At 65.5% G+C, this 23,607-nt stretch carries 18 protein-coding genes; 4 read left to right on the top strand and 14 right to left on the bottom strand.

Annotation, left to right across the window (positions count from 1 at the left end):
* Positions 1-84: 84 nt before the first annotated feature.
* The 9 genes from SB749_RS17855 to SB749_RS17895 form a co-directional block, all read right to left on the bottom strand.
* Positions 85-672 carry a hypothetical protein gene (locus SB749_RS17855; protein ID WP_410711479.1) on the bottom strand — a complete coding sequence of 196 codons (588 nt, stop codon included), beginning with the start codon at positions 670-672 and terminating at the stop codon, positions 85-87.
* Positions 669-1,634, bottom strand: a complete 966-nt coding sequence (locus SB749_RS17860; protein WP_410711480.1) for a D-2-hydroxyacid dehydrogenase — start codon at positions 1,632-1,634, stop codon at positions 669-671. The genes SB749_RS17855 and SB749_RS17860 overlap by 4 nt, the downstream gene beginning before the upstream one ends.
* On the bottom strand, positions 1,576-3,372 hold the full coding sequence (locus SB749_RS17865) for a DHA2 family efflux MFS transporter permease subunit (protein WP_410711481.1): 1,797 nt from the start codon (positions 3,370-3,372) through the stop codon (positions 1,576-1,578). Before SB749_RS17865 ends, SB749_RS17860 begins: the two co-directional genes overlap by 59 nt.
* A gap of 11 nt (positions 3,373-3,383) precedes the next feature.
* Complete coding sequence (locus SB749_RS17870; RefSeq protein ID WP_410711482.1) at positions 3,384-4,028, bottom strand: TetR/AcrR family transcriptional regulator; 645 nt, start codon at positions 4,026-4,028, stop codon at positions 3,384-3,386.
* 78 nt (positions 4,029-4,106) lie between these two features.
* Positions 4,107-6,179: a DNA primase gene (gene dnaG / locus SB749_RS17875; protein WP_410711483.1), complete on the bottom strand. Its 2,073-nt coding sequence runs from the start codon at positions 6,177-6,179 to the stop codon at positions 4,107-4,109.
* A 3-nt stretch (positions 6,180-6,182) separates the two neighbouring features.
* Entirely contained in the window at positions 6,183-7,490 is a 1,308-nt protein-coding gene (locus SB749_RS17880; protein WP_410711484.1) for a deoxyguanosinetriphosphate triphosphohydrolase, read from the bottom strand.
* A 2-nt stretch (positions 7,491-7,492) separates the two neighbouring features.
* Positions 7,493-8,680 (bottom strand): tRNA dihydrouridine synthase DusB, encoded by a 1,188-nt coding sequence (gene dusB / locus SB749_RS17885; protein ID WP_410711485.1) that lies wholly within the window; start codon positions 8,678-8,680, stop codon positions 7,493-7,495.
* A gap of 110 nt (positions 8,681-8,790) precedes the next feature.
* Positions 8,791-10,494: an ATP-binding cassette domain-containing protein gene (locus SB749_RS17890; protein WP_410711486.1), complete on the bottom strand. Its 1,704-nt coding sequence runs from the start codon at positions 10,492-10,494 to the stop codon at positions 8,791-8,793.
* Between the two features lie 234 nt (positions 10,495-10,728).
* Positions 10,729-11,277: a helix-turn-helix domain-containing protein gene (locus SB749_RS17895; RefSeq protein WP_410711487.1), complete on the bottom strand. Its 549-nt coding sequence runs from the start codon at positions 11,275-11,277 to the stop codon at positions 10,729-10,731.
* Between the two features lie 61 nt (positions 11,278-11,338).
* Between SB749_RS17895 and SB749_RS17900 the strand changes: the two genes are divergently transcribed.
* On the top strand, positions 11,339-12,727 hold the full coding sequence (locus tag SB749_RS17900) for an L-lactate permease (protein ID WP_410711488.1): 1,389 nt from the start codon (positions 11,339-11,341) through the stop codon (positions 12,725-12,727).
* An 85-nt stretch (positions 12,728-12,812) separates the two neighbouring features.
* On the opposite strand, the gene SB749_RS17905 is transcribed toward SB749_RS17900, so the two are convergent.
* Positions 12,813-14,141, bottom strand: a complete 1,329-nt coding sequence (locus tag SB749_RS17905; protein ID WP_410711489.1) for a M24 family metallopeptidase — start codon at positions 14,139-14,141, stop codon at positions 12,813-12,815.
* Between the two features lie 448 nt (positions 14,142-14,589).
* Between SB749_RS17905 and SB749_RS17910 the strand changes: the two genes are divergently transcribed.
* Together SB749_RS17910 and SB749_RS17915 are read left to right on the top strand one after the other, a co-directional pair.
* Entirely contained in the window at positions 14,590-15,075 is a 486-nt protein-coding gene (locus tag SB749_RS17910) for an Lrp/AsnC family transcriptional regulator (RefSeq protein WP_101547408.1), read from the top strand.
* The gene (locus SB749_RS17915) at positions 15,072-16,463 is read left to right on the top strand and encodes an aspartate aminotransferase family protein (RefSeq protein WP_410711490.1); all 1,392 of its coding nucleotides are present in this window, start codon (positions 15,072-15,074) and stop codon (positions 16,461-16,463) included. Before SB749_RS17910 ends, SB749_RS17915 begins: the two co-directional genes overlap by 4 nt.
* Positions 16,464-16,542: 79 nt before the next feature.
* On the opposite strand, the gene SB749_RS17920 is transcribed toward SB749_RS17915, so the two are convergent.
* Positions 16,543-17,916, bottom strand: coding sequence for a YibE/F family protein (locus tag SB749_RS17920; protein ID WP_410711491.1), 1,374 nt, complete (start codon positions 17,914-17,916; stop codon positions 16,543-16,545).
* A 169-nt stretch (positions 17,917-18,085) separates the two neighbouring features.
* The gene (locus tag SB749_RS17925; RefSeq protein WP_264798821.1) at positions 18,086-19,468 is read right to left on the bottom strand and encodes a glycine--tRNA ligase; all 1,383 of its coding nucleotides are present in this window, start codon (positions 19,466-19,468) and stop codon (positions 18,086-18,088) included.
* A gap of 395 nt (positions 19,469-19,863) precedes the next feature.
* Here SB749_RS17925 and SB749_RS17930 point away from each other — a divergent pair, with 395 nt between their 5' ends.
* Positions 19,864-21,660: a DEAD/DEAH box helicase gene (locus SB749_RS17930; protein WP_410711492.1), complete on the top strand. Its 1,797-nt coding sequence runs from the start codon at positions 19,864-19,866 to the stop codon at positions 21,658-21,660.
* A gap of 394 nt (positions 21,661-22,054) precedes the next feature.
* Here the strand turns inward: SB749_RS17930 and SB749_RS17935 are convergent, their stop codons facing one another.
* Together SB749_RS17935 and recO are read right to left on the bottom strand one after the other, a co-directional pair.
* Entirely contained in the window at positions 22,055-22,831 is a 777-nt protein-coding gene (locus SB749_RS17935; RefSeq protein WP_410711493.1) for an isoprenyl transferase, read from the bottom strand.
* Positions 22,828-23,556 (bottom strand): DNA repair protein RecO, encoded by a 729-nt coding sequence (gene recO, locus SB749_RS17940; protein WP_262774816.1) that lies wholly within the window; start codon positions 23,554-23,556, stop codon positions 22,828-22,830. The genes SB749_RS17935 and recO overlap by 4 nt, the downstream gene beginning before the upstream one ends.
* Positions 23,557-23,607 lie beyond the last annotated feature (51 nt).

The raw sequence follows: 23,607 nt of genomic DNA on the forward strand, positions 1-23,607 counted from the left end.
CCCTACACCTCCCGCCGAAATCTCTCGAAAATGACAGAACCTCCCGTAGGAACGGGAGGTTCTGCCGGCAACGAGGTGTTCTGCCTACTTCGCGGCGTCGGACTCCATGGCCTCATGCAGCCAGATCGGGGTGAAGGTGGCGAATCGCTCCGCCAGATCGTCGTCGCTGTCGAGGATGACGGCGAGTCGGTCATCGGCATTCGCCAGCTCATTCGCCCAGATGGGACCCAGGCAGGCCAGCAGCAGGCAGGCGATGACGACGGCGCCGGCCAGGGTCGGAGTCTCGGCCCACAGCAGCATGCCGAACAGGATCCCGACGATGGCGAAGCCGACTGCGACGGCGAGTCCGGCGTTCCGCGTCCGCGGCGCCTTGGCACGGGCCGGTCGCGACGCAGCGATCGAGTCGAGCACGTCCCGGTTGATCCGCGTCCAGGCGATGATCGCGCCCAGCGCGCAGACGATGCCGATCATGATGAGGCTGAACGCCGAGAACAGCAGCACCGCATCGATGCGATCGCCTTGGGCTTGGAGGGCGGCCCCGAGTCCGGCGACGAGCATCGCCAAGGCAAGCACCAGCATGCTCAGCAGACGGGCACGGCGCACGGCGATGAGTTCGGCGATCACCCTGGCCAGGAAGACCCTCTGTGCCGCGGGGTCGTCGGCCTGGCTCACCGCACGTACCCGAGCTGCTTGTCCACGGTGTGCGGGAACTGCTCCCCGGCCAGATACTGTTCGAACAGGGCGTGGAACTGCTCGGCCAGTCGCATTCTCCACCCGTCGGTATCACCGCTCATATGCGGGGTGATGATCACATTGTCCATCGACCACAGAGGATGGCCTGCGGGCAGCGGCTCTTCGTCGAAGACGTCGAGTCCGGCCCCGCCGATCTGCCCGTCGCGCAGCGCGGTGACGAGTGCGTCGGTGTCGACGGTGTCTCCACGCCCGACATTGATGAACACGGCGGTGTCGTCCATGGCGGCGAACGCCTCGGCGCCGATGAGCCTCTCCGTCTTCCCCGTCAGCGGTGCGATGTCGATGACCCAGTCGAACCCGGCCACGTGCTCGGGCAGGGTGGCGGAGTCGATGACCTCACCGAAGTCGGCGTCGCCGCTGCGGGCGCGCGATCCGGCTCCGGTGACGTCGATGTCGACGGCCTTCAGCAGGCGTGCGATGCCCCGGCCGATCGCTCCGGTGCCGACGATGAGAGCCTTGGTGCCGGCGATATCGCGCGTCGACCGGCGGTTCCACTTCTTCGCGGCTTGGTCGTCGAGCGAGCCGATCGAGCTCTTCGCGTGCATGAGGATGTAGCTGAGGACGAACTCGGCAATCGGGCGGTCGAAGATCCCGCGGGCGTTCGTCACGGTCACCGGTGAATCGACGAGCTCATCGAAGAGGAGAGAGTCCACGCCCGCCGCGGCGGCATGGACCCACTCGAGCCTGTCGGCGCTGCCATAGGCATCCTTGAGCGCGGTGGAGAAGAAATCCCACATCAGCAGCACATCGGTGCCGGGCAGCGCCTGGGACAGGGTCGATGCCTCGGCGATGCGCAGTTCGATCCCGTCCCGCTCCCCCAGATCAGTGATCAGTGCGGGGATCTCGGTCCCGGGTGAGTTGAGTATGGTCAGTACCGTCATTCCTCGGCTCCTTGGACAGTGGGCTTTCTGCCACACTAACTGATGAAGTCTCTGCCGGGGTGGAAACCGGCGCGGACACGACACCCGCGCGCTCGGCTTCGACGTCGAGGCTCTCGCGCTTCGCCGGTTCGTTCTTCAGGGTCTGTGCCAGCGGAGTGTTCGGCAGGAAGCAGAGGAAGACGAAACCGAGGACGGCCAGCGGAGCCACCCACAGGAACAGGGGCACGAGGGCGTCGTTGTAGGAGGTGATGATGAGCGAGTGCATCGGCTCCGGCAGCTTCGACACGATCTCCGGGGTCAGCCCCGTCGAGGAGACCTTGGGCATGTGGCCGTGTGGGGCCGCCTTCGCGATCTCGGTGATTCCGGATTTGATGTTGTCCATGAGGCGCTGGGTGAACACGGATCCGATGAAGGCCATACCGAGGGTGGCACCGACCTGGCGGAAGTAGTTGTTCGACGCGGTCGCGGTGCCGACCATGGACACCGGGAAGGCGTTCTGGACGACGAGGACGAGAGTCTGCATGCTCAGGCCCAGGCCGAGTCCGAGCAGCGCCAGGCAGCCGATGGTCTCCCAGGCCGAGCTCTCTGCCTTCAGCTGGGACAGCAGGACGAGCGAGGCGGCCATGATGAGGATGCCCGTCAGCGGGTACTTCTTGTACTTGCCGGTGCGGGAGACGATGAACCCGACGAGCGTCGAGGACACGAGCATGGTGCCCATCATCGGCACCATCATCAGACCGGCGACGGTGGCATCGATCCCGTGGACCATCTGCAGGTAGGTCGGCATATAGGAGAGCACACCGAACATGCCGATGCCGACGAAGAGACCGGCGATCGTGCACAGCAGGAAGTCGCGGTTGGTGAACAGGTGCATCGGGATGACCGGTTCGCTGACCTTGAGCTCGACGAAGACGAAGGCGACTGCGGCGATCACGCCGGTGACGATGAGGCCGTTGATCTGCCAGGATCCCCATTCGTAGTCGTGTCCGCCCCAGGCGGAGGTGAGCACGATGCAGGAGGTGACGATCGAGATGAGCGCCATGCCGATGACGTCGATCTTCGGACGAGGGCCTGCACCCTTGGTGTGCTCGGGCACCTTGAGGAACACGGCGGCGGCGATGAGGGCGATGATGCCCAACGGGAAGTTGATGGCGAAGGCCCAGCGCCAGCCGGGTCCCTCGGTCAGCCAGCCGCCGATCAGCGGTCCGGCCACGGACGACACGGCGAAGGCGGAGCCCATGATGCCCATGTACTTGCCGCGTTCGCGGGCGGGGACGACGGAGGCGATGATCGACTGCGAGAGGATCATCATTCCGCCGCCGCCGATGCCCTGGAGCACGCGACCGAAGATCAGCGTCGACATCTCATTCGCGATGAGGGCGAATACCGAGCCGAGCAGGAAGCAGCAGATGGCGAACATGAACAGCGGCTTGCGTCCGAACAGGTCGCCGACCTTGCCGTAGACGGGCATCATGATCGTCGAGGCGAGCATGAATGCGGTGGAGACCCACAGCATCTGGTCGACGCCGTCGAGTTCGCCGACGATCGTCGGCAGTGCGGTGGCCAGAACCGTCTGGTTGAGCGAGAACATGAACATCGCGATCATCAGGCCCACGAAGAGCAGAATGATCGCCGAGGTGGCCATCGGCTCTGTCTGTGCGTCGGGTCCCGCAGGAGCGGAGTTCTTCGAGGTGGTTGCCGTCATCGTCGTCTCATCGGTTTCGTGGTTGCTTCTCATCACAGCTTTCGTCATGGCAGTCGGTCCAGAACCTTGCGGAACAGGCTCAGGGAGTCTTCGAAGATCGCTTGGGTTCCGCCTTTGTCCTCGACCGCCTCGGGATCGGCTTTGATCACCTGTCCCGCGTGGTTGAGCGGGACCCGGCAGAGTTGGGTGAGCATTCGTGCGCTGCGCCAGGCGGAGTCTTCGGAGGAGAACTCCTGGCCGAGGTGGCGCAGTCGGTCGAGCACGTGCCCGGTGACGATCTCTTCGAGTTCTTCTGCCCGGTCGAAGCTCTTGCTCACGAGTTCCGGGTAGAGAGCGAAGAGGCGCCGGCGCCGAGCCGGAAGTTCGGGGTCGACGGAGCCGACGAGCAGCGCTTCGCGGACGAAGCGCGCCGTGTCCTCGGCCAGCGAGTCGAGTCCGGCAGGGCTGTGGACATAGTCGTAGGCGATGCTCTCATCGACGCGGACATCGGCTCCGAGGCCGACGATCGCGTCCTCCTTCGTCTCGAAGTAGTTGAAGAAGGTGCGAGTGGACACCCCGGCGTCGGCGGCGATCGTCGCCACGGTGGCACAGGCCAAGCCGTCTTCGAGCACACGAGTGATCGCCGCCTCGTGGAGGGCGTTGCGAGTCAGTCGCGCCTTTTTCGAGCGCAGGGATTCTTCAGCGGGCATAGGTACATTTTGCATCACATGCAAACTTTCACCAACTGCAAATCTGCAATTGTGCACTATTTCACTGTGCGCAGTCTTCTACATGAGCATCTTCAGCCGTGCCCGGTGCTGTTCGAGGGTCTGCAGCTGACCGAGCAGTGCTGCCTGACCCGCTCCATCGGAGGTGTCCTGGCGCTGGAGACGAGAGTGGAGTTCCTTGGCGATGCGTTCGAGATCGTAGTCGAAGAGGCGGGCGACGATCCCGCGGGCGAACCGATCGATCCCGTCTCCCTCGATGACCGGCAGCGGGGTCACGAGCAGCTGTGCCACATAGGGCTTGAGGTCCTCGGCAGCAGCGTCGAGGACGCGTTCGGCCCATTTCGACTGAGCCGTGCCGGCCGCACCCAGTCCTCCGGCCCGTTTGATCGCCTCTTGGATCCGCCGGTATCCGGGGTGTTCGAAGGCCTTCGCGGACAGAGAGTCGAAGAGCTTCGCATTGACCACCTCCGGATGCTGGAGGGCGACCATGAGAGCCCCCTTCTCCGTCTTCAGCCGGGCAGGGCTGATCGGGGCCGAGAGGTTCGAGACGTCGGGGCGTTCGTCGTAGACGTATTCGATGCTGCGTTCATCGGAGACTTCCCCCGCCGAGGCGGGAGCGGGCCCGCGTGTACCCCCGGACGGGGCCGTCCCCGGCTCGGTTCTGGGACCGGTCCCCTGCCCCGAATCAGGTCCGTGGCCCGGACCGGGCGCCGCCGCGGTCGAGGGTGCGGGTGCGCTCGGTGCCGGCGGTGGGCCGTCGCGATACGACGACTGGCGGGCGGGCGCCTCGGCGGGCTGACGGTTCTGCTTCGGTTGGCGGGCGGCGGTGCGGACCGCGGCCTCCACCTCGTCGATATCGACGCCGATGCGTCCGGCGACGAACCGGTAGTAGTGGGAGAGGCTGTTGCGGTCGCGGATGTCGGTGAGCACCTCGGCAGCAGCGCGGACCGCGGAGATCCGTCCTTCGACGGTGTCGAGGTCGAAGCGGGAGATCGCGGTGGTGATGACGAACTCGAAGAGCGGCTTGCAGCCGTCGATGAGTTCGCGCAGGGCCGCGTCGCCCTTCTGCATGCGCAGGTCACAGGGGTCGAGGCCATCGGGTTCGACGGCGACGAAGGTCTGGGCGGTGAACAGGTTCTCGAATTCGAAGGCCTTGAGCGCAGCCTTCTGACCGGCGGCGTCGCCGTCGAAGGTGAAGATCACCTGTCCGGTCGGGTCGTCGCCGAGGAGACGACGGATGATCTTCACGTGTTCGGCGCCGAAGGCCGTGCCGCAGGTGGCCACAGCCTGGTCGACTCCGGCGAGGTGGGCGGCCATGACGTCGGTGTAGCCCTCGACGACGACGACGCGCTTGGTCTTCGCGATGGACTTCTTCGCCAGGTCGAGTCCGTAGAGGACCTGATTCTTGTGATAGAGAGCGGTCTCGGGAGTGTTGAGGTACTTCGGACCTTTGTCGTCGTCATAGAGTCGGCGGGCGCCGAAGCCGATGGTCCGGGACGTCATGTCCTTGATCGGCCAGATCACCCGACCGCGGAATCGGTCGTAGATTCCACGACCGCCCTCGCTGGCCAAGCCGCCGGCGAGGATCTCCTCATCGGTGAATCCGGCCTTGCGCAGATGGCTCGTCAGGGCATCCCAGGATTTCGGGGCGAACCCGATGCCGAACCCCCGGCTCGACTCGGCGGGGAAGCCGCGGCCGGACAGGAACTCGCGGCCGATCTGCCCGGCCTCGGACTCGAGAGCCTGGGCGAAGAAGCGCCCCGCAACCTCGTGCATCTCCAGCAGCCGCTGCCTGCGGCTGGCCTGCTCTCGGTCCGGCCCTTTCCCGTCCTCGTAGCGCAGGTGCATTCCGGCCTTGCCGGCCAACGTCTCGACGGCTTCGACGAAGCTGAGCTGCTCGACCTTCTGCAGGAAGGTGAACACGTCTCCGGACTCTCCGCAGCCGAAGCAGTGGTACATCCCGACCTGGGGGCGGACCGTGAATGACGGGGTCTTCTCGTCGTGGAACGGGCACAGTCCCTTCAGCGATCCGATGCCCGCAGTCTTGAGGGTGACGAATTCCCCGATCACCTCGTCGATGCGGGTGCGGCTGCGCAGTTCGTCGATGTCCTCGCGTTTGATGAGTCCGGCCATGGTCTAGAGCCGATCCTCCGCTCCGGCGTTGAGGTGGTGGTACAGGGCCCAGGCGGAATGGTCGGTCAGGGAGGCGATCTGGTCGACGATGACGCGCAGTCGTGCGGAGTCGTCGGCGGCCTCGGCGTGGTCGGCGCGGAACATCGGATCGAGTTTGTCCGGTGACTGCGAATACCATTCGGCGAGTTCGTTGATGACCGCCGCCTGGATGTCATGCAGCCGCAGTCGATCCTCGGCGACCATCACCGTCAGCGTGGCCATGCCTTTGAGCACGGCGATCTCGACGGTGGTCGTCTCGGGCACGACGAGTGAGGCCGAGTATCGGGCGAGGGGCTCCCAGCCGAATTCCTCACGGGTCGCGGATTCCGCGGCGCCGACGAAGCGCCCGATGAGCTGACTGGTCATGTGTTTGAGGCCGGCCTGAGCGCGTCGGGATCCGTCGAAGGACTCCTTGGGCCAGTAGGCGGCGGCCTGCAGTCGGCCGAGTGCCTTGTCCATCTCCGCATCGGTGGTGTCCGGCAGGTACCACTGGCGGGTGATGTCGAAGAGTTCGGCCCGCCGCTCATCGGCGGCGAACTCGGCAAGCTCCAGATGGCCTGCGACGATGGCGTCCTCGACGTCGTGGACGGAGTAGGAGATGTCGTCGGCCAAGTCCATGACCTGGGCTTCGATACATTTCTGGCCGTTGTCGATGCCGTCGCGGTAGAAGTCGAAGACAGCCCGGTCGTCATCGTAGACACCGAATTTGCGAACCCCGGAGTCGCGGCGACCGGCCGTGGCTTCGGCTCGGGGCCACGGGTACTTCGTCAGAGCGTCGAGGCTCGCGCGGGAGAGGTTGAGGCCGGCCGGGCGACCGTCATCGGCGATGACCTTCGGTTCGATCCGGGTGACCAGACGCAGGGTCTGGGCATTGCCTTCGAAGCCGCCGATGTCTGCGCACAGGGCGTCGAGGATCGTCTCACCGTGGTGGCCGAAAGGAGGGTGACCGAGGTCGTGGGACAGGCAGGCGGTGTCGACGATATCGGGATCGCAGCCGAGGTAGCGGGCGAGTTCGCGGCCAACCTGGGCGACCTCGAGGGAGTGAGTGAGACGGGTGCGGACGAAATCGTCCGTGCCCGGGGACACGACCTGGGTCTTCGCGCCGAGGCGGCGCAGTCCCGAGGAGTGGAGGACGCGGGCTCGGTCGCGCTGGAAAGCCGAGCGCCGCGGATTCTTCGCCGGTTCGCTCACCCACCGCTCCTGGTCCCACGACGAGTAGACCGCCACGGTCCCCGTCCCCACCGAGGTGTGTGGGTGAGTGTCGAAGGGCATTCTCATCCTCCTGAGATGTCGAGTTCGGCCTCCGACAGCAGCGACTTCCCGCTGGGATCGAAGATGCGGGAGTCCAACCAGCCTTCGGGCAGGTGCGGCTTCTTCGGCCGGGTGGTGCGGCCGCGGGACCCTTCGGCGGCTTCTCCCGGGTAGGGCGCGGTCTTGTCGAGCTGGTCGAGCAGTCCGGCGAGTTCCTCGAGCGAGGAGACCATGGCCAGCTGGCTGCGCAGCTCACCCCCGACGGGGTAGCCCTTGAAGTACCAGGCGATGTGCTTGCGCAGGTCACGGACGCCGAGGAATTCGTCCTCGAAGTGATCGACGAGGTATTCGCCGTGTTTGTACACGGCACGAGCCACCTCGGCGAGTCCGGGACGGTGGCGCTCCTCGCTGCCGTTCAGCGCGTTCGCGAGGTCGCCGAACAGCCACGGCCGTCCCTGGCAGCCGCGCCCGATGACGACGCCGTCGCAGCCGGTCTTGGCCATCATGTCCAGGGCATCCTCCGCGGCGAAGATATCACCGTTGCCGAGAACCGGAACGGTGTCGCCGAGGTGGTCCTTGAGCCGGGCGATCGCGTCCCAATCCGCGGTCCCCGAGTAGAGATCGGCCGCGGTGCGGCCGTGCAGCGCGACAGCGGCGACGCCGGCGTTGCGCGCGGTCTCGGCGGCGTCGAGGAAGGTCGTGTGGTCGGCGTCGATGCCTTTGCGCATCTTCACGGTCACGGGTACGTCCCGGCGGGCCGCCTCGGTGACGGCCGTGGTGACGATGGACTTGAACAGGTCCTGCTTCCACGGCAGCGCGGAGCCGCCGCCCTTGCGGGTGACCTTGGGGACGGGGCAGCCGAAGTTGAGGTCGATGTGATCGGCGCGGTCCTCCTCGACGAGCATCCGCACGGCTTGGCCCATGGTCACCGGGTCGACTCCGTAGAGCTGGACGGAGCGCGGAGTCTCATAGGGCTCGTGGTGGATGATGCGCATCGTCTTCGGATTGCGCTCGACCAAGGCCCGGGTGGTGACCATTTCGGTCACGTACAGGCCGGCTCCGTATTCGCGGCACAGGCGGCGGAAGGCGGTGTTCGTGATTCCGGCCATGGGCGCGAGCACGACGGGCGAGGACAGCTCGATGGGCCCGATGCGCAGGGCTGTTTCGGGCTTCGGGGATGCGGTTTCTGGGGCAGGGCTGATGACACTCACGCAACCATTATCCCAGTCAAGTCAAAATCGCACATTCGTCTGCCTCTCCTCACTCGATCGCGTTCGGATTCCAAGCCGGCGCAAGCCCGGCGTCCCGCTATCGTTCCGGCTCATCCGTTCACCTCAACGACTTCGGTGCGCAGAAATTCCCGCACGTCCCATTCGGTGTCGACGGAGAGTTCGGCGGCGAGCCGGTCGTCGTGGGTGACGATCACCATGGCCCCGCCGAATCCTTCGAGAGCGGTCACCAGCGCTTCGAGCGACGACAGGTCGAGATTGTTGCCCGGTTCGTCGAGGATGAGCAGCTGCGGGGCCGGGTCCTGGAGGAGTCCTGAGGCCAGGGCGACGCGGAAGCGCTCCCCACCGGACAGGGTCTGGCAGATCTGGCCGGTGCGTCCGGCGCGCAGGCCCATGGCCGCGAGCACCTCGTGGACGCGGTGCGGGTCGAGCTGCGGATTGCCTGATCGCACCGCCTCCATCACCGTCAGCTCCCCCGGCAGTCGATACTGCTGGTCGAGGTGAGCCGTCGGTGCGGAGACGGTGATGTCGAGGTCGCCGAAGAGTTCGGCGATCGGCGGACCGGTTTCGGCCCCTGCATCTCCCCCGGCTGTGTCGCCTGTGTCCTCGTCCAGTCCGTCCTGGCTGTTCTGGCCGTCCTGGCCGTTGGCAGCCGCCAGGATCGCGGCCAGCAGGGTCGACTTGCCTGCCCCGTTCGGTCCGGTCAGTCGGATCCGTTCGGGACCGACGATCGTCTGCGGTCGTTCGGACTTCGCCGAGGCGGCCGTGGAGATCTCGAGGACCCGTTTGGTCGCGTGAACCTGGGTGTCCGGCAGGTCGAGGCGGACGCTTGAGGACCGGCGCAGCGCATCCTTGGCGTTGGTGAGTTCGTCCCGGGCCGCGGCTTCGTCGGCGGCTTTGTCGCCGCGTCGTTTGGCCGCTGACTTCTCTGCGAAGTGAGCCATAGCGTTTGCTGCGATCCGGGGACGACGCCTATTCAGTTTGTCCTTCGCCCCCTTCTGCTCGCTGCGAGCGAGCTTCGTCTCCAGCTCGATCCGCTGACGCTTCTCGATCTGGTGGGACTTCTTCGCGTCGGTGACCTTCTGCTGCTTCGCCTCCTCTTCCGCGGCGACCATGGCTTCGTAGTCGTCGAAGTTCCCTCCGTAGACCCGCAGTCGGTCGGTCATCTCGATGATCGAGGTCATCTGCGACAGCAGCGTGCGGTCGTGGGAGATGACCAGGGTCGGTCCGCGCCGTTCGGTGAGCAGCGTGGTCAGCAGAGCCCGTCCGTCCTCGTCGAGGTTGTTGCTCGGCTCGTCGAGGATCAGCCAGGTGTCACCGACCAGTGCCGCTCGAGCCAGTCCGATGCGCGTGGCCTGCCCGCCGGAGAAGCTGCTCAGACTCCGGTCGAGGTCGCTGACACTCAGCTGCAGACCGAGTTCGGACAGCGCAGCCAGGGCCCGCTCTTCGATGTCCCAGTCGTCGCCGATGAGGTCGAAGTCGGCCCCGGTCGCTTTTCCGGACAGGGCGCGGCCCAGTGCTTGCCGGACGGGGGCGATGTCCAGTGCGGCGTCGACCCGCTGCGTCGAATGCGGCAGCAGCTGATCGATGTAGACGGCGCCATCGGCACCCGTGACGGTTCCTGCCGAGGCGCGCAGTCGACCGGCGAGGATGCGGGCGAAGGTGGATTTGCCGATCCCGTTGTCGCCGACGAGTCCGACGAGGTCGGCAGGGATGGTGGCAGTGAGTCGGGAGAAGATCTCGGTATCGTCGCCGAGGCGGTAGTCCAGTTCGGACACAGTGATTGCTGCAGGCATGAGGGTCCTCATTTCGTGTACGCAGAAGCGTTGCGGGCCCGTGGCACCCGCAAGTCACGGTATGAGGATTCACTTCACAGCAGAGACGTCTTTCGTCGGAAATGGAACATAACAATGATCGCCGAGGCAGCTCGCCGGGTCAAGACCACCCCTTCTTACTACCTGACGGCGGCCCAGCAACCTGGCGCGAGGTTGCTGGGCCGCCGTCAGGTAGTAAGAAGGGGTGCGGCGGGGTCAGACGATGATGAGCATGAGTTCGGCGGGCTCGTCGTGAGGGTTGGCCAATTGGTGTGGAACGTCCCCGGGAGCCTGGGCGCAGTCACCGGCGTACAGGGTCGTACGACGGTCGATGGTGACGACCTCGATGCTGCCTTTGAGGACGAAGAAGCTCTCACGCGATCCGCTGCGGTGGGCGGCGAAGGCCGAGGTCTCGCTGCGCGGGTCGAGACGGTAGTGCACGACCTCCATGTTCTCGATCGCCGATGGCAGATCCCGCCGCCAGACCCCCTTGCCGAAGGTCGAGGTCGTGGGGATCGCCTCGCTGCGGGTGATGGTGACTTCCGGGGCGGCCAGCAGTTCGCCGACGTCGACGCCGAGGGCGCGGGAGAGGCCCATGGCGTTCGATACCGATGTGTCCTGCTCGCCCCGTTCGATCTTCGACAGAGCGGCACGCGACAGTCCCGCCCTCACCGCGAGCTCGTTGAGGGTGAGGTTGTTGTACTTGCGCCGAGCTCTGATGCGGGCGCCGAAGACACGTGCGCCGAGATCCTCTTCTTTCGCCATTGGAGCATCATATTCTATTCTTGGATCATAGAATCACATCTCACAAAGGAAACTTCACCCCATGGCGGCAGTGCTGGCTCTCACCCCGATCCTCATTGCCATCGTCCTCCTCCTGCTCAAGCAGAGTTCCTGGGTCGCCGCTCTCGCGGGCGCCGTGCTCGCGGCCGGTCTCGTCGCCTTCGTCTTCCCCACTCCCGCCTCGGTGCTGGTGGAATCGGGGATCGACTACTTTCCGCTCATCCTCGAGGTCGCGCTCATCCTGCTCTTCGGCATGCTGCTTGCCCGGCTGCTCGAGTCCGCGGGATCGATGTCGCAGATCTCGTCCTGGGTCGAGTCGCTGTCACCGGGCCGCCCGCTCGGTGTCGCGCTCGTCGTGTTCGGCATCGTGCCCTTCGCGGAATCGGTCACCGGCTTCGGCATCGGTGTCACCGTCGGGGTGCCGATCCTGCGTCACCTCGGCTGCACTTTGCGGCAGTCCGCGATCCTCGGCCTCCTCGGGCTCATCGCCGTCCCATGGGGTGCCCTGGGACCCGGCACCACCGTAGCGGCGGCGCTCGCCGGGCTGGATGTCGACGAACTCGGCCTGGCCACGGCGTGGATCAATGCGATTCCGGTCATCATCGTCGCGATCGCGGTGGTCGCGGTCATGCGACCGTCCGCCCCCTCGGCGCTGGGGATCATCGGTTCCGGCGCACTCATGTGGGCGGGGATCCTCGCTTCCAGCTCTGTCATCGGCATGGCCCCGTCGGGGATCATCGGATCGCTGATCGTCATCCTGCTCGTCGGTGCGCTGTTCATGATCCGCAAGAGAGCCACGGGGCTGACGCGTCGCCTCGGCGTGGCGGTTCTGCCCTACGGGGTGCTCACGGTCGGGCTGCTGTTGGCGCGGGCCCTGCACGCCGTGCTGCCCTCGCCCCTCACGCAGATCATCGTCTCTCCCCCGTTCTGGCTGGCCACCGCCTGCCTCATCGCCGCCTTCGCCGTCGCCAGCAGACGCGAAGTCACCGTTGCGGCCATACGTTCCTGGGTGCCCATCGGCGTCGGGACCGCCGCGTTCATGCTCATGGGCTGGATCATGACGACCACGGGGATGAGCGAGGCGATCGGCTCCCTGCTGCCGGCCGGACTCATCCTGCTGACTCCGTGGCTGAACTCCATCGGAGCGGTGCTCACCGGGTCGAACACAGGAGCGAACTCGATGTTCACCGGCACCCTGACCGCGGCCGCCGCATCATCGCACGTCTCGGCTCTGCCGGTCGTCGCGGCCGGAAACGCGGCAGGATCACTGGCCGCTCTCGCCGCTCCCCCACGGGTGGCGATGGCCGTGCAGATCGCCGATTCGTCGGTGGCCGCCTCGGCGCAGGACATCGCCTGGGTGCAGGGCCGGGCGCTCGCGGTGGCGGGGATCAACGCCCTCGCTCTCGGCCTGTGGATCCAGTTCTTCGTCTGATCGACGGCGGAGACTCCGGCTCCAGGACGCGGGCGGAGAGTGCTGAGGCAGGCGGGATGCGCACGAGGCGTGACCGCGGAGGACCTCAGACGCGGATGATCTCGCGCGGGAAATTGGTGAACGGTTCGCAGCCGTTGTCGGTGATGAGCACCGGTTCCGACAGCTCGATTCCGTAGCCGTTCATCCACATTCCGCCGATGAGGTGGAAGGTCATTCCCGCCTCGAGGATCTGCTCGTCCTCGGTGCGGATCGAGATCGTCCGCTCACCCCAGTCGGGCGGGTAGCCGATCCCGATCGAGTAGCCCAGCCGACTGGGCTTCTCCAACCCCGACAGAGCCAGCACGCGGTTCCAGGTGCGGGCGAGCTCCGCGGTGGGCACCTCGGGAGCGGCGACGTCGAGGACCGCGGACAGCGCCTCGGCGACCACGCCTTCGAGGCGGACGAGCTCCTGCTTCGGTCGCCCGGTCACCGCGGTGCGAGCCAGCGGAACATGGTAGCGGCGGTGGACTCCGGCGAGTTCGATGCTCACCGATTCGTCGCGTTCGAACTTCCGGTCGGTCCAGCTCAGATGCGGGGTGTCCGCGCTTTCGCCGGTGGGCATGAGCGGGACGATCGAGGGATAGTCACCCCAGACTCCGTCGCCGCCCCTGGTCTGGGCTTCGGAGATCGCGGCCGCCACTTCGTTCTGACCGACGCCGACGCCGATCGTGCCCAGCGCCGCATCCATGGCAGCCGTGGTCACCTTCGCGGCCTTGCGCATGAGCGCGATCTCCGCCGGAGATTTGACCGCGCGGATCCAGTTGACGAGTTCGAAGGAGTCGACGAGGCGCCATTCGGGCACCCCGTTGACAAGCGCCCGGAAGGCTCGTGGGGAGAAGAAATGCGAATCCATCTCCACCCCGACCGGCATCGTCGAGGCACGGGCGACCTCCCAGCGCTGACGCAGGGCGAAGGCGACCCAGTCGAAGGGGTGGATATGCGGACGCTGCACATAGCGTTCGGGATAGCCGACGATGTCCTCGGGCGGCAGCCAGGAGGTGTGCGAGGCACCGCGCGCGTCCATATCGCGCATGAACAGCGTCATCGGTCCCGACGAGGGCACGAAGAGCAGCTGCGGGGTGTAGAAGGACCACGCGTTGTAGCCGGTGAGGTAGTAGATGTTCGCCGGGTCGGTGACGATGAGCGCGGCCAGGCCCTGGTCGAGCATCCTGTTGCGCACCGAGGCGATCCGCCCAAGGTACTCCTCGGCGCTGAACGACAGTTCGTTCGCGCCGATCGTATCGACTTCGCCGGGAACAGGCTGCGAACGCGCCTTGACCTCTTTGCCGGCCTGCCCCTGCTCGGCTCCGGGACGCATCCCGTACACATCCGGGCGATTGTCGTCGCCGCTGTAGAACAGCTCACCCTCATTCATGATCCCAGTGTGGTGATCTCGCTCACATACTGTCAATCACTGTCGATGCGCGTGTTGTCGACGGCCTGTCGATCCGCGCGTCTGCGGGGATCCGCGGGCTTTCGCAGCGGCGATTCGCAGTCCTTCGCAACAGGGATATCGACGACCGCCGACGTCGAGCCCCGGCACTCGGCGAACCGCCACTTCGGGTGGTCGGCGAACAACCGGTTCGGGTGATCAGGTGCCGACGGATCCGGGTGGTTGCCTGCGGCGGTTTCGGGCGGTTGCCAGCGGCGGACCCGGGCGCGCCGGTAACGGCACGAGGCGCGGATACCCGTCGGCCGCCTCGGCGATATTGACGAATCCAGAACCAAATATTTTCAGTTTCGACGGAATTCGCATACTCCACAGCGCATTTCAGCAGATTCGGTGGTAGATTGTTCTGAGACGCACATCACGGAGGTGAGAAATGGACCCGCTTCTGCCGAACGGCAGCGGTTCCCGACTGGGGAATCTCGACGAGAAATCTAAGGCGATCATCGTTGAGCTGCAGCACGACGGACGGAAATCCTATTCGGCCATCGGCAAGTCCGTCGGCCTGTCCGAGGCCGCCGTGCGCCAGCGAGTGTCGCGGCTCATCGATTCGGGCGTCATGGAGATCGTCGCCGTGACCGACCCGCTGAGTCTGGGATTCGCGCGGCAGGCGATGGTGGGGCTGAAGGTCCGCGGAGACATCTCCGCGGTCGCCGAGAAGCTGCACGACTACGACGAAATCGACTACCTCGTCGTCACCGCCGGTTCGTTCGACCTTCTGGTCGAGATCGTGTGTGAATCGGATCGGCATCTGATCGAGTTCGTCAATGAGGAGCTCCGCTCGATCGATGCCGTCGTGGATACGGAGCTCTTCATGTACCTCTCACTCGAAAAGCAGAAATACAACTGGGGGACGCGATGACAGACAATGTCACCAGGGCCGGCACTCCTTATCAGGATGCCATCCGCAACAACGTGTGGATGCACATGTCACCACACCAAGCACTGTTCAACGGTGGTGAGGCGCCGGTCATCGTACGCGGCGAGGGCCACCACATCTTCGACGACAAGGGCAAGAAGTACCTCGACGGTCTCGCCGGCCTGTTCACCGTTCAGGTCGGCCACGGTCGTGAGCAGATCGCGAAGGCGATGTACGACCAGACGCTGAAGCTGCCGTTCATGCCGCTGTGGTCGTATGCGCACCCGCAGGCGATCGAGGTCTCGGAACGTCTGGCCAGCTATGCGCCGGGCGATCTCAACCGGGTCTTCCTCACCTCCGGCGGCGGCGACTCGGTCGAGTCGGCGATGAAGCTGGCGAAGAACTACTTCAAGCTCGTCGGCAAGCCCGGCAAGCACAAGATCATCTCGCGGGCCACCGCCTACCACGGCACCCCGCACGGTGCGCTGTCGGTGACTTCGCTGCCGGGTCTGAGGGAGCAGTTCGCTCCGCTGGTCCCCGGTGCGCACAAAGTGCCGAACACGAACTTCTACCGGGCGCCGGAGCACCTCGCCCACGATGAGAAGGCCTTCGGCCGCTGGGCCGCCGATCGCATCGGTGAGGCCATCGAGTTCGAAGGTGCCGACTCCGTGGCGGCCGTCTTCCTCGAGCCTGTGCAGAACTCCGGCGGCTGCTTCCCGCCGCCTCCCGGGTACTTCGAACGGGTCCGCGAGATCTGCGACGAGTACGATGTGCTGCTGGTCTCGGACGAGACGATCTGCGCCTATGGTCGCATCGGCGACATGTTCGCCTGTAACGACTTCGGCTATGTTCCCGATATCATCACCTCGGCCAAGGGCATCACCTCCGGCTATGCACCGCTGGGGGCGATGATCGCCTCCGATCGGCTCTTCGAGCCCTTCGGCCCCGACGGAGACGAGACCTTCTACCACGGCTACACCTTCGGCGGTCACCCCGTCGCCTGTGCCGCGGCGATGGCGAACTTCGACGTCTTCGAAGAGGAGAAGCTCAACGACCACGTGCACGAGAATGCTGCGGCGTTCAAGTTCACGCTCGAGAAGCTCAAGGACCTGCCGATCGTCGGTGACGTCCGCGGTGAGGGATTCTTCTACGGAATCGAACTCGTCAAGGACAAGGACACGAAGGAATCGTTCACCGAAGAGGAGTCCGAGCGGATTCTCAAGAACTTCGTGTCGGCGAAGATGTACGACAGCGGTCTGTACTGCCGCGCCGATGACCGTGGCGACCCGGTCATCCAGCTCTCGCCTCCGCTGACCGTCGGTCAGAACGAGTTCGACGAGATGGAGCAGATCATCCGCGGCGTCCTGCAGGAAGCCTGGACAATGTTCTGACCCCAATTGCTACCTGACGGCGGCCCAGCAACCTCGCGCGAGGTTGCTGGGCCGCCGTCAGGTAGTTCCGGGGCGAAGTTCAGCGGTTCTGGTCACGTTCACGGGCCTCGCGACGGGTCAGCGGCGGCAGCACCTCCGTTGGGTCGGTGGGTGCTGGTCCTGTGCGTTCTTCCGCGGCTCCGGCCGTTGCCTCGGATGCCTCGTCCGGTGCAAGTTCGCTCGTCTCTCTGCTCGGCGCTGCCGGCACGGACGCACTCGCGGACCCGGTGGGCCGCCTCGGTGGGCGCACTCCCGATTTCACCACGAGGACACCGAGTCCGGTCGTCAGCGGAATCGCGATGACCAGACCGATCGAGCACACGAGGATGCTCACCACCTCGACCGACATGTCCCCGAGAGTGAACGTGTCGAACAGCGGCTGATCGTGCGCGGAGACGATGATGAGCGTCATCAGCGCCGAGCCCACATACGCGAACGTGATCGTATAGACCGTCGAGGCGATATGGTCACGCCCGATGCGCATCGCCCGAGAGAACAGCTGACCGGGTTTCATCTCGGGGGCAGCGGCTGCCAGCTCCCACACCGCCGAGGCCTGTGTGATCGTGACGTCGTTGAGCACTCCGAGCCCGGTGATGAGGATTGCGCACACGATGATGTCGGTCATCCCCAGATCGGTCGTATCGACCAGCAGGTACCCGTCCTCCGAGTAGGCGATCCCCAGATTCGCCCAGGACGTCATCCACGCGCCGAGGATGCCGGTGATGACGATGCCGAGCACCGTTCCGAACAGCGCCGTCGACGTCCGCGTCGAGATTCCGTGTGCCAGGTAGAGCGCGATGACCATGATCAGGCTCGCCGAGACCATCGCCACCAGCACCGGCGGTTTGCCGTCGAGCATCGCCGGGAGCATGAAGACGAACAGCACAGCACCGGCGAATCCGAGTCCGATCAGTGCACGCAGTCCCCGCAGACCGGCGACGAGGAGGACGACGATCGCGTAGACGATCGCCAAGGTGAGCATCGGGACGTTGCGATCGAAATCGATGAACACATAGTCGGTGCCCATCTCCGCCCGATCCGGTGACTGCGTGAAGTCGAGGACCTTGATCCTGTCCCCTACGTCGACGCCGGCTTTGAGCGCGTCGGGGGTGACGTAGAGGCTGCCTTCCTGCCCGTTCGCCTCCACGGTGTACGTCGTGCAGTCGGCGCGGACCATCGGGTCCGTCTCCCCCGGGTCGCAGTCCGAAGCATCGACGGCGGTGACGGTGACCTTCGTATCGGTGATCCCCTCGGCCGTGTTCGTCGTCGGCCCGCCACCGGGCAGGTCCTTGTCGGGCCCCGACGGCCACAGCACGAACAGTCCGACGATCGTGACGACGATGAGCGGGATGAGGCAGGCGAGCATGATCAGGCGAACCTTCGGCGAGGCCTTCGGCTCGTGCTGGGACGTCATATGCATGGCGGTCCTTCAGGGACGGCTGACCGGAATGATGCGGGGCGGTCGACCAGGGCGGGATGGAGGCTGGTGCTCACCGAGGCGGCCAGTCATCATCAGAACTACCTGACGGCGGCCCAGCAACCTGGCGCCAGGTTGCTGGGCCGCCGTCAGGTAGTAATTGGGGTCAGGCTCCGGCGAGGTGGTCGGCCAGGTACTTCTCCACCTGATCGATGCTCACGCGTTCCTGGCTCATGTCATCACGCTTGCGGATCGTCACTGCCTGATCATCGAGGGTGTCGAAGTCGACGGTGATGCACAGCGGCGTTCCGATCTCGTCCTGGCGACGGTAGCGACGGCCGATGGCGCCGGCATCGTCGAAGTCGATGTTCCAGCGTCGACGCAGCGTCGCAGCGAGATCCTTCGCCGCCGGGGTGAGCTTCTCGTTGCGGCTCAGCGGCAGCACCGCAGCCTTGACCGGAGCCAGGCGCGGATCGAGTTTGAGCACGACGCGCTTGTCGACGCCGCCCTTCGTGTTCGGCGCCTCGTCCTCGCTGTAGGCCTCGACGAGGAAGGCCATCATCGACCGGGTCAGGCCGAAGGAGGGTTCGATGACATACGGGGTGTAGCGGTCTCCGCTGGCCTGGTCGAAGTACTGCAGCTTCGCCCCCGAGACCTCCGTGTGGGTGCCGAGGTCGTAATCGGTGCGGTTGGCCACACCCATCAGCTCACCCCACTCGGATCCCTGGAAGCCGAAGCGGTATTCGATGTCGATGGTGCCGGCCGAGTAGTGCGCACGGTCCTCGGCGGGAACGTCGAGGCGGCGGACGTTGTCCTCGGAGATGCCGAGATCGAGGAACCAGGACCAGCAGTCTTCGACCCACTGCTTGTAGTAGTCGTCGGCCTCGTCCGGGTGGACGAAGTACTCGATCTCCATCTGCTCGAACTCGCGGGTGCGGAAGATGAAGTTGCCGGGGGTGATCTCGTTGCGGAAGGCCTTGCCGATCTGGCCGATGCCGAACGGCGGCTTCTTCCGGGCAGCGGTGAGCACATTGTTGAAGTTGACGAAGATGCCCTGCGCGGTCTCCGGACGCAGGTAATGGAGTCCGGCTTCGGAGTCGACTGGTCCGAGGAAGGTCTTGACCAGACCGGAGAATTCCTGCGGCTCGGTCCACTGACCGCGGGTGCCGCAGTCAGGGCAGACGATATCGGCCATTCCGTTCTCCGGAGCCTTCTTGTTCTTCGCCTCATACGCCTCGACGAGGTGGTCCTCGCGGTGGCGCTTATGGCAGTTGAGGCACTCGACGAGGGGATCGACGAAGGTAGCGACGTGGCCGGAGGCTTCCCAGACGCGCTTGGGCAGGATGATCGAGGAGTCGAGGCCGACGACGTCTTCGCGACCGCGCACGAACTGCTGCCACCACTGGCCCTTGATGTTGTCCTTGAGCTCCACGCCCAACGGTCCGTAGTCCCATGCCGAGCGGGAACCGCCGTAGATCTCTCCTGCTTGGAAGACGAATCCTCTGCGCTTGGCCAGGGCGATAACGGCATCCAACTTGGACTGTGCCACTAGTTCTCTCCTTGTTTCAGTTCGCCGACGGCCGGCTGCCGTGGCTCGCAGGTACCAGCCTAACTGGTCACGCCGTCGCTTCCTCAACACCGGCGCGATACCGACCAGGCCCACCCCGACGCCCGCCCTCGACGACGGAAGGAGCCCACGGTAGGCGACTGATCTCACACTCGGATTCCCACTCCAGGACCGCCTCGGCGAGGGTGTGGCATGTAGACTTGGGGGTACACCCAAACCTTTCTCCGTACCGACGTCTTCACGTCTGTCCAAGCGAGTTCTTGGATCACTACGGTTTCGGCCCGGATTGCTCACGATGATTGCACAAGCGGCCGCAGGGTAGATCGCCACTACAGTCATCTGCGATCAAGTGTGTGCCGACGTGAGAGAGATCACTCATGACCGATGTGTCCGCAAACGACGAAACCACTCCGAGATTCTCCGAACTGGGGCTTCACCCGCTCGTGCTCAAGGCCGTAGAGGCGCAGGGCTACGAGATCCCCACCCCCATCCAGGCCGAGACGATTCCGACCCTCCTGTCGGGCCGTGACGTCATCGGGCTCGCCCAGACCGGAACCGGCAAGACCGCGGCTTTCGCCCTGCCGGCCCTGTCCGACCTCGCCGAGGCGGGGCGCGCCGACGACGGCCCGTTCGCACTCGTACTCACCCCCACTCGCGAACTCGCGATCCAGGTCGCCGAGGCGTTCACCTCCTACGCCACGGAGCTGTCCGACTTCTCCGTGCTCCCCATCTACGGCGGTCAGGCCTATGGCCCGCAGCTGGCCGGTCTGCGTCGTGGCGCGCAGGTCGTCGTCGGCACCCCCGGTCGTGTCATCGATCACCTCAAGAAGGGATCACTCAAGCTCGGCAGCCTCAAGCACCTCATCCTCGATGAGGCCGACGAGATGCTCAAGATGGGCTTCGCCGAAGACATCGAAGAGATCTTCAGCCAGGTCGGTCCCGACCGTCAGGTGGCCCTGTTCTCGGCGACCATGCCGTCCTCGATCCACCGGATCACCGGCAAGTACCTGAACGACCCGAAGGAAGTCCGGATCGCCGCGAAGTCGCAGACCGGTGCGAACATCCGCCAGCGCTACTTCATGGTTCAGCACTCGCACAAACTCGATGCGCTGACCCGGATCCTCGAAGTCGAGGAGTACGAGGGCATCATCATGTTCGTGCGCACCAAACAGGCCACCGAGGAGCTGGCCGAGAAGCTGCGCGCCCGCGGGTTCAAGACCGCCGCGATCAACGGCGACATCCCGCAGCAGGCACGTGAGCGCACGATCGACATGCTCCGCGAAGGCAAGATCGACATCCTCGTCGCCACCGATGTGGCCGCCCGCGGCCTCGACGTCGAGCGCATCACTCTCGTCGTCAACTACGACATCCCACACGACACCGAGTCCTACGTCCACCGCATCGGCCGCACCGGTCGTGCCGGACGCTCCGGTGAAGCGATCCTCTTCGTCACTCCGCGCGAGCAGCGCATGCTCGGCTCGATCGAACGCGCCACGAAGCAGAAGGTCGAACCGCTGACCCTGCCCAGCGTCGAAGAGCTGACGAACACTCGCGTCGAGAAGTTCACGAAGCGCATCGACGATGTGCTCGCGCAGACCGAACTCTCCGAACTCACCGACGTCATCGAGGCGTACTCGCTCTCCCGTGATGTGCCGGCGTCGAACATCGCCGCCGCTCTGGCCTCCCTCGTCCTCGAGTCGAACACGCTCAAGGCCGAGCCGATGCCCGAACCGGCACGCCGTCAGAGCCGTGACCGCGACGGCGGTCGTGACGGCGGCCGTCCGGGTCGCGGCGGACGCGCCCGTGACGAGAACATGACGACCTACCGTCTGGCCCTCGGACGCAACGAGCGCCTGCAGCCGGGCGCCGTGGTCGGTGCGATCGCGAACGAAGGCGGAATCACCTCGAAGCAGATCGGCCATATCGACATCCGTTCGAACCACACGCTCGTCGACCTGCCCAAGGACCTCGACCCGTCGGTGCTGCGCAAGCTCTCCCACACCGAGATCCAGGGCCGTCCCATCGACATCCGTCCGGACTCCGGACGCCCGGGACGCGCGTTCAAGAAGCGCAACTTCGACAAGCAACCCGGTGACGGCCGCAACTTCCGGAACGATCGCCGAGGCGGCAAGAAGTTCGGCGGACGGAATGACCGCTCCCGCGATCACTACTGATCCGACCGGCGGCATCACCGTCGCACTGACGCGCTCGACCGAAATGTCTGCGCAGAAGTGAGAACCTGAAACGGCCCCGCAGCATCTACGCTGCGGGGCCGTTTTTGTCAGCTGTGCCCGGTGTCAGAGAGCCTGCTGCTCTCAGCAGCTTGGTGACACTGCATCAGCTTGGTCCCAGCACCGAGCTGGTGCAGTGTCACCAAGCTGAGAACCCTCATTCACACAGGCCCAGACCCCCGAGTCCCTGCACGCAGATGTGCCGAATTGGGGACCCTTCACAGTGACGTCGCGCCGCACTGGTCGCAGCGACCTTGCCCCGCATGGAAGCTGCGCCCCGCTGGGTGGGCGAAACTCAGACGCCCGTGGTCGCGGACCAGGGCTTCACGACTCCGCGTCAGGCCGAGGGGGTGTCGACGGCGCCGCCGAAGCGACGGTCACGGCGGGCGTACTCTTCGATCGCCGCCCACAGGGTGCGTCGGTCGACGTCGGGCCACAGCACATCCTGGAAGACCATCTCGGCGTAGGCGGACTGCCAGAGCAGGAAGTTCGAGGTCCGCTGCTCCCCCGAGGACCGCATGAACAGATCGACGTCGGGCACGATGGGTGCGTAGAGGCGGGAGCGGACGGTCTTCTCCGAGACCTTGCCGGCCTTGAGCTTCCCGGCGGCCACCTCGGCGGTGATCTCATTGATTGCGTCGACGATCTCGGAGCGTCCTCCGTAGTTCACGCAGAACTGGAGCACGAGACCGGTGTTGTCCTTCGTCATCTCCGCCGCGGTCTCGAGTTCGTCGATGACCGAACGCCACAGCCGACCGCGGCGGCCGGACCACACGATCCGCACGCCCAGGGCGTTGAGCTCATCGCGACGGCGGCGGATGACATCACGGTTGAATCCCATGAGGAAGCGCACCTCTTCGGGTGAGCGCTTCCAGTTCTCCGTCGAGAACGCATACGCCGACAGATAGTCCACGCCGATCTCGATCGCGCCGTGGATGACGTCGAGCAGCGACGCCTCCCCGGCCTTGTGTCCTTCCGTGCGCGGCAGCCCCCGCTGATTCGCCCACCGACCGTTGCCGTCCATGACGATCGCGACGTGCTTGGGCACGAACTTCGCGTCGATGCGCGGAGGTCTCGCTCCGCTGGGGTGGGCCGGTGGTGCGGGGTAGTTCATGTGCTCTCCAGAACTCTCAGTGATCGGATATTGCGCTCGAGGTGCCAGGACACCCAGTCCGAGACCAGCTTCGACCCGTCGATCTGATCGTGCAGGTCGGAGGCCTCGGCTCGTTCCCAGTCGCCGGACAGGAGCGCGGCCATATGTTCGAGCGCATCGGTGTCGGGCAGCGCCGCACCGGAGGGGCGACAGTTCGTGCACACGGCTCCGCCCAATGCTGCGGAGAACGCGCGGTGGGGTCCGGGGTTCCCGCACTGGGCACAGTCGAGCAGGCTCGGTGCCCACCCGGCCACGGACATCGCGCGCAGCAGGTACGCATCGAGGGACAGCCTCGGCGGGTGTTCGCGGTTGCACAGCGAACGGATGGCAGAGACGAGGAGGAGGAAATGCGTGCGGGACTGGGGTTCGGCTTCGGTGATGCTGCGTGCCGTTTCGGCCATCACCGAGGCGGCCGAATACACATCGAAGTCCGTGGCGATTCCGCGGGCGAAGGGTTCGACGAGTTCGACCTGGGTGACGATGTCGAGGCTGCGCCCGACGTGGCATTGCAGGTCGACGAGCATAAAGGGTTCGAGACGGGAGCCGAACCGCGATTTCGTCCGGCGCACCCCCTTTGCGACGGCGCGGACGAGGCCGTGGCTGCGAGTGAGCACGGTGACGATGCGGTCAGCTTCGCCGAGCTTGTGCCCCTGGAGCACGATGCCTTCATCACGATAGTTGTGCACCAGCCCATTATCGCTTAAGCGCGGCGGGGAATCACCCCGCCGCGCTCTGGC

This window comes from Brevibacterium sp. SIMBA_078, assembly GCF_046534565.1.
Classification (GTDB): domain Bacteria; phylum Actinomycetota; class Actinomycetes; order Actinomycetales; family Brevibacteriaceae; genus Brevibacterium.

Coding starts and splice junctions, on each gene's coding strand:
- SB749_RS17860 (WP_410711480.1), bottom strand. CDS start 1,634: ATGACGGTACTGACCATACTCAACTCACCCGGGACCGAGATCCCCGCA.
- SB749_RS17865 (WP_410711481.1), bottom strand. CDS start 3,372: ATGAGAAGCAACCACGAAACCGATGAGACGACGATGACGGCAACCACC.
- SB749_RS17870 (WP_410711482.1), bottom strand. CDS start 4,028: ATGCCCGCTGAAGAATCCCTGCGCTCGAAAAAGGCGCGACTGACTCGC.
- dnaG (WP_410711483.1), bottom strand. CDS start 6,179: ATGGCCGGACTCATCAAACGCGAGGACATCGACGAACTGCGCAGCCGC.
- SB749_RS17880 (WP_410711484.1), bottom strand. CDS start 7,490: ATGCCCTTCGACACTCACCCACACACCTCGGTGGGGACGGGGACCGTG.
- SB749_RS17890 (WP_410711486.1), bottom strand. CDS start 10,494: ATGCCTGCAGCAATCACTGTGTCCGAACTGGACTACCGCCTCGGCGAC.
- SB749_RS17895 (WP_410711487.1), bottom strand. CDS start 11,277: ATGGCGAAAGAAGAGGATCTCGGCGCACGTGTCTTCGGCGCCCGCATC.
- SB749_RS17900 (WP_410711488.1), top strand. CDS start 11,339: ATGGCGGCAGTGCTGGCTCTCACCCCGATCCTCATTGCCATCGTCCTC.
- SB749_RS17905 (WP_410711489.1), bottom strand. CDS start 14,141: ATGAATGAGGGTGAGCTGTTCTACAGCGGCGACGACAATCGCCCGGAT.
- SB749_RS17910 (WP_101547408.1), top strand. CDS start 14,590: ATGGACCCGCTTCTGCCGAACGGCAGCGGTTCCCGACTGGGGAATCTC.
- SB749_RS17915 (WP_410711490.1), top strand. CDS start 15,072: ATGACAGACAATGTCACCAGGGCCGGCACTCCTTATCAGGATGCCATC.
- SB749_RS17920 (WP_410711491.1), bottom strand. CDS start 17,916: ATGACGTCCCAGCACGAGCCGAAGGCCTCGCCGAAGGTTCGCCTGATC.
- SB749_RS17930 (WP_410711492.1), top strand. CDS start 19,864: ATGACCGATGTGTCCGCAAACGACGAAACCACTCCGAGATTCTCCGAA.
- SB749_RS17935 (WP_410711493.1), bottom strand. CDS start 22,831: ATGAACTACCCCGCACCACCGGCCCACCCCAGCGGAGCGAGACCTCCG.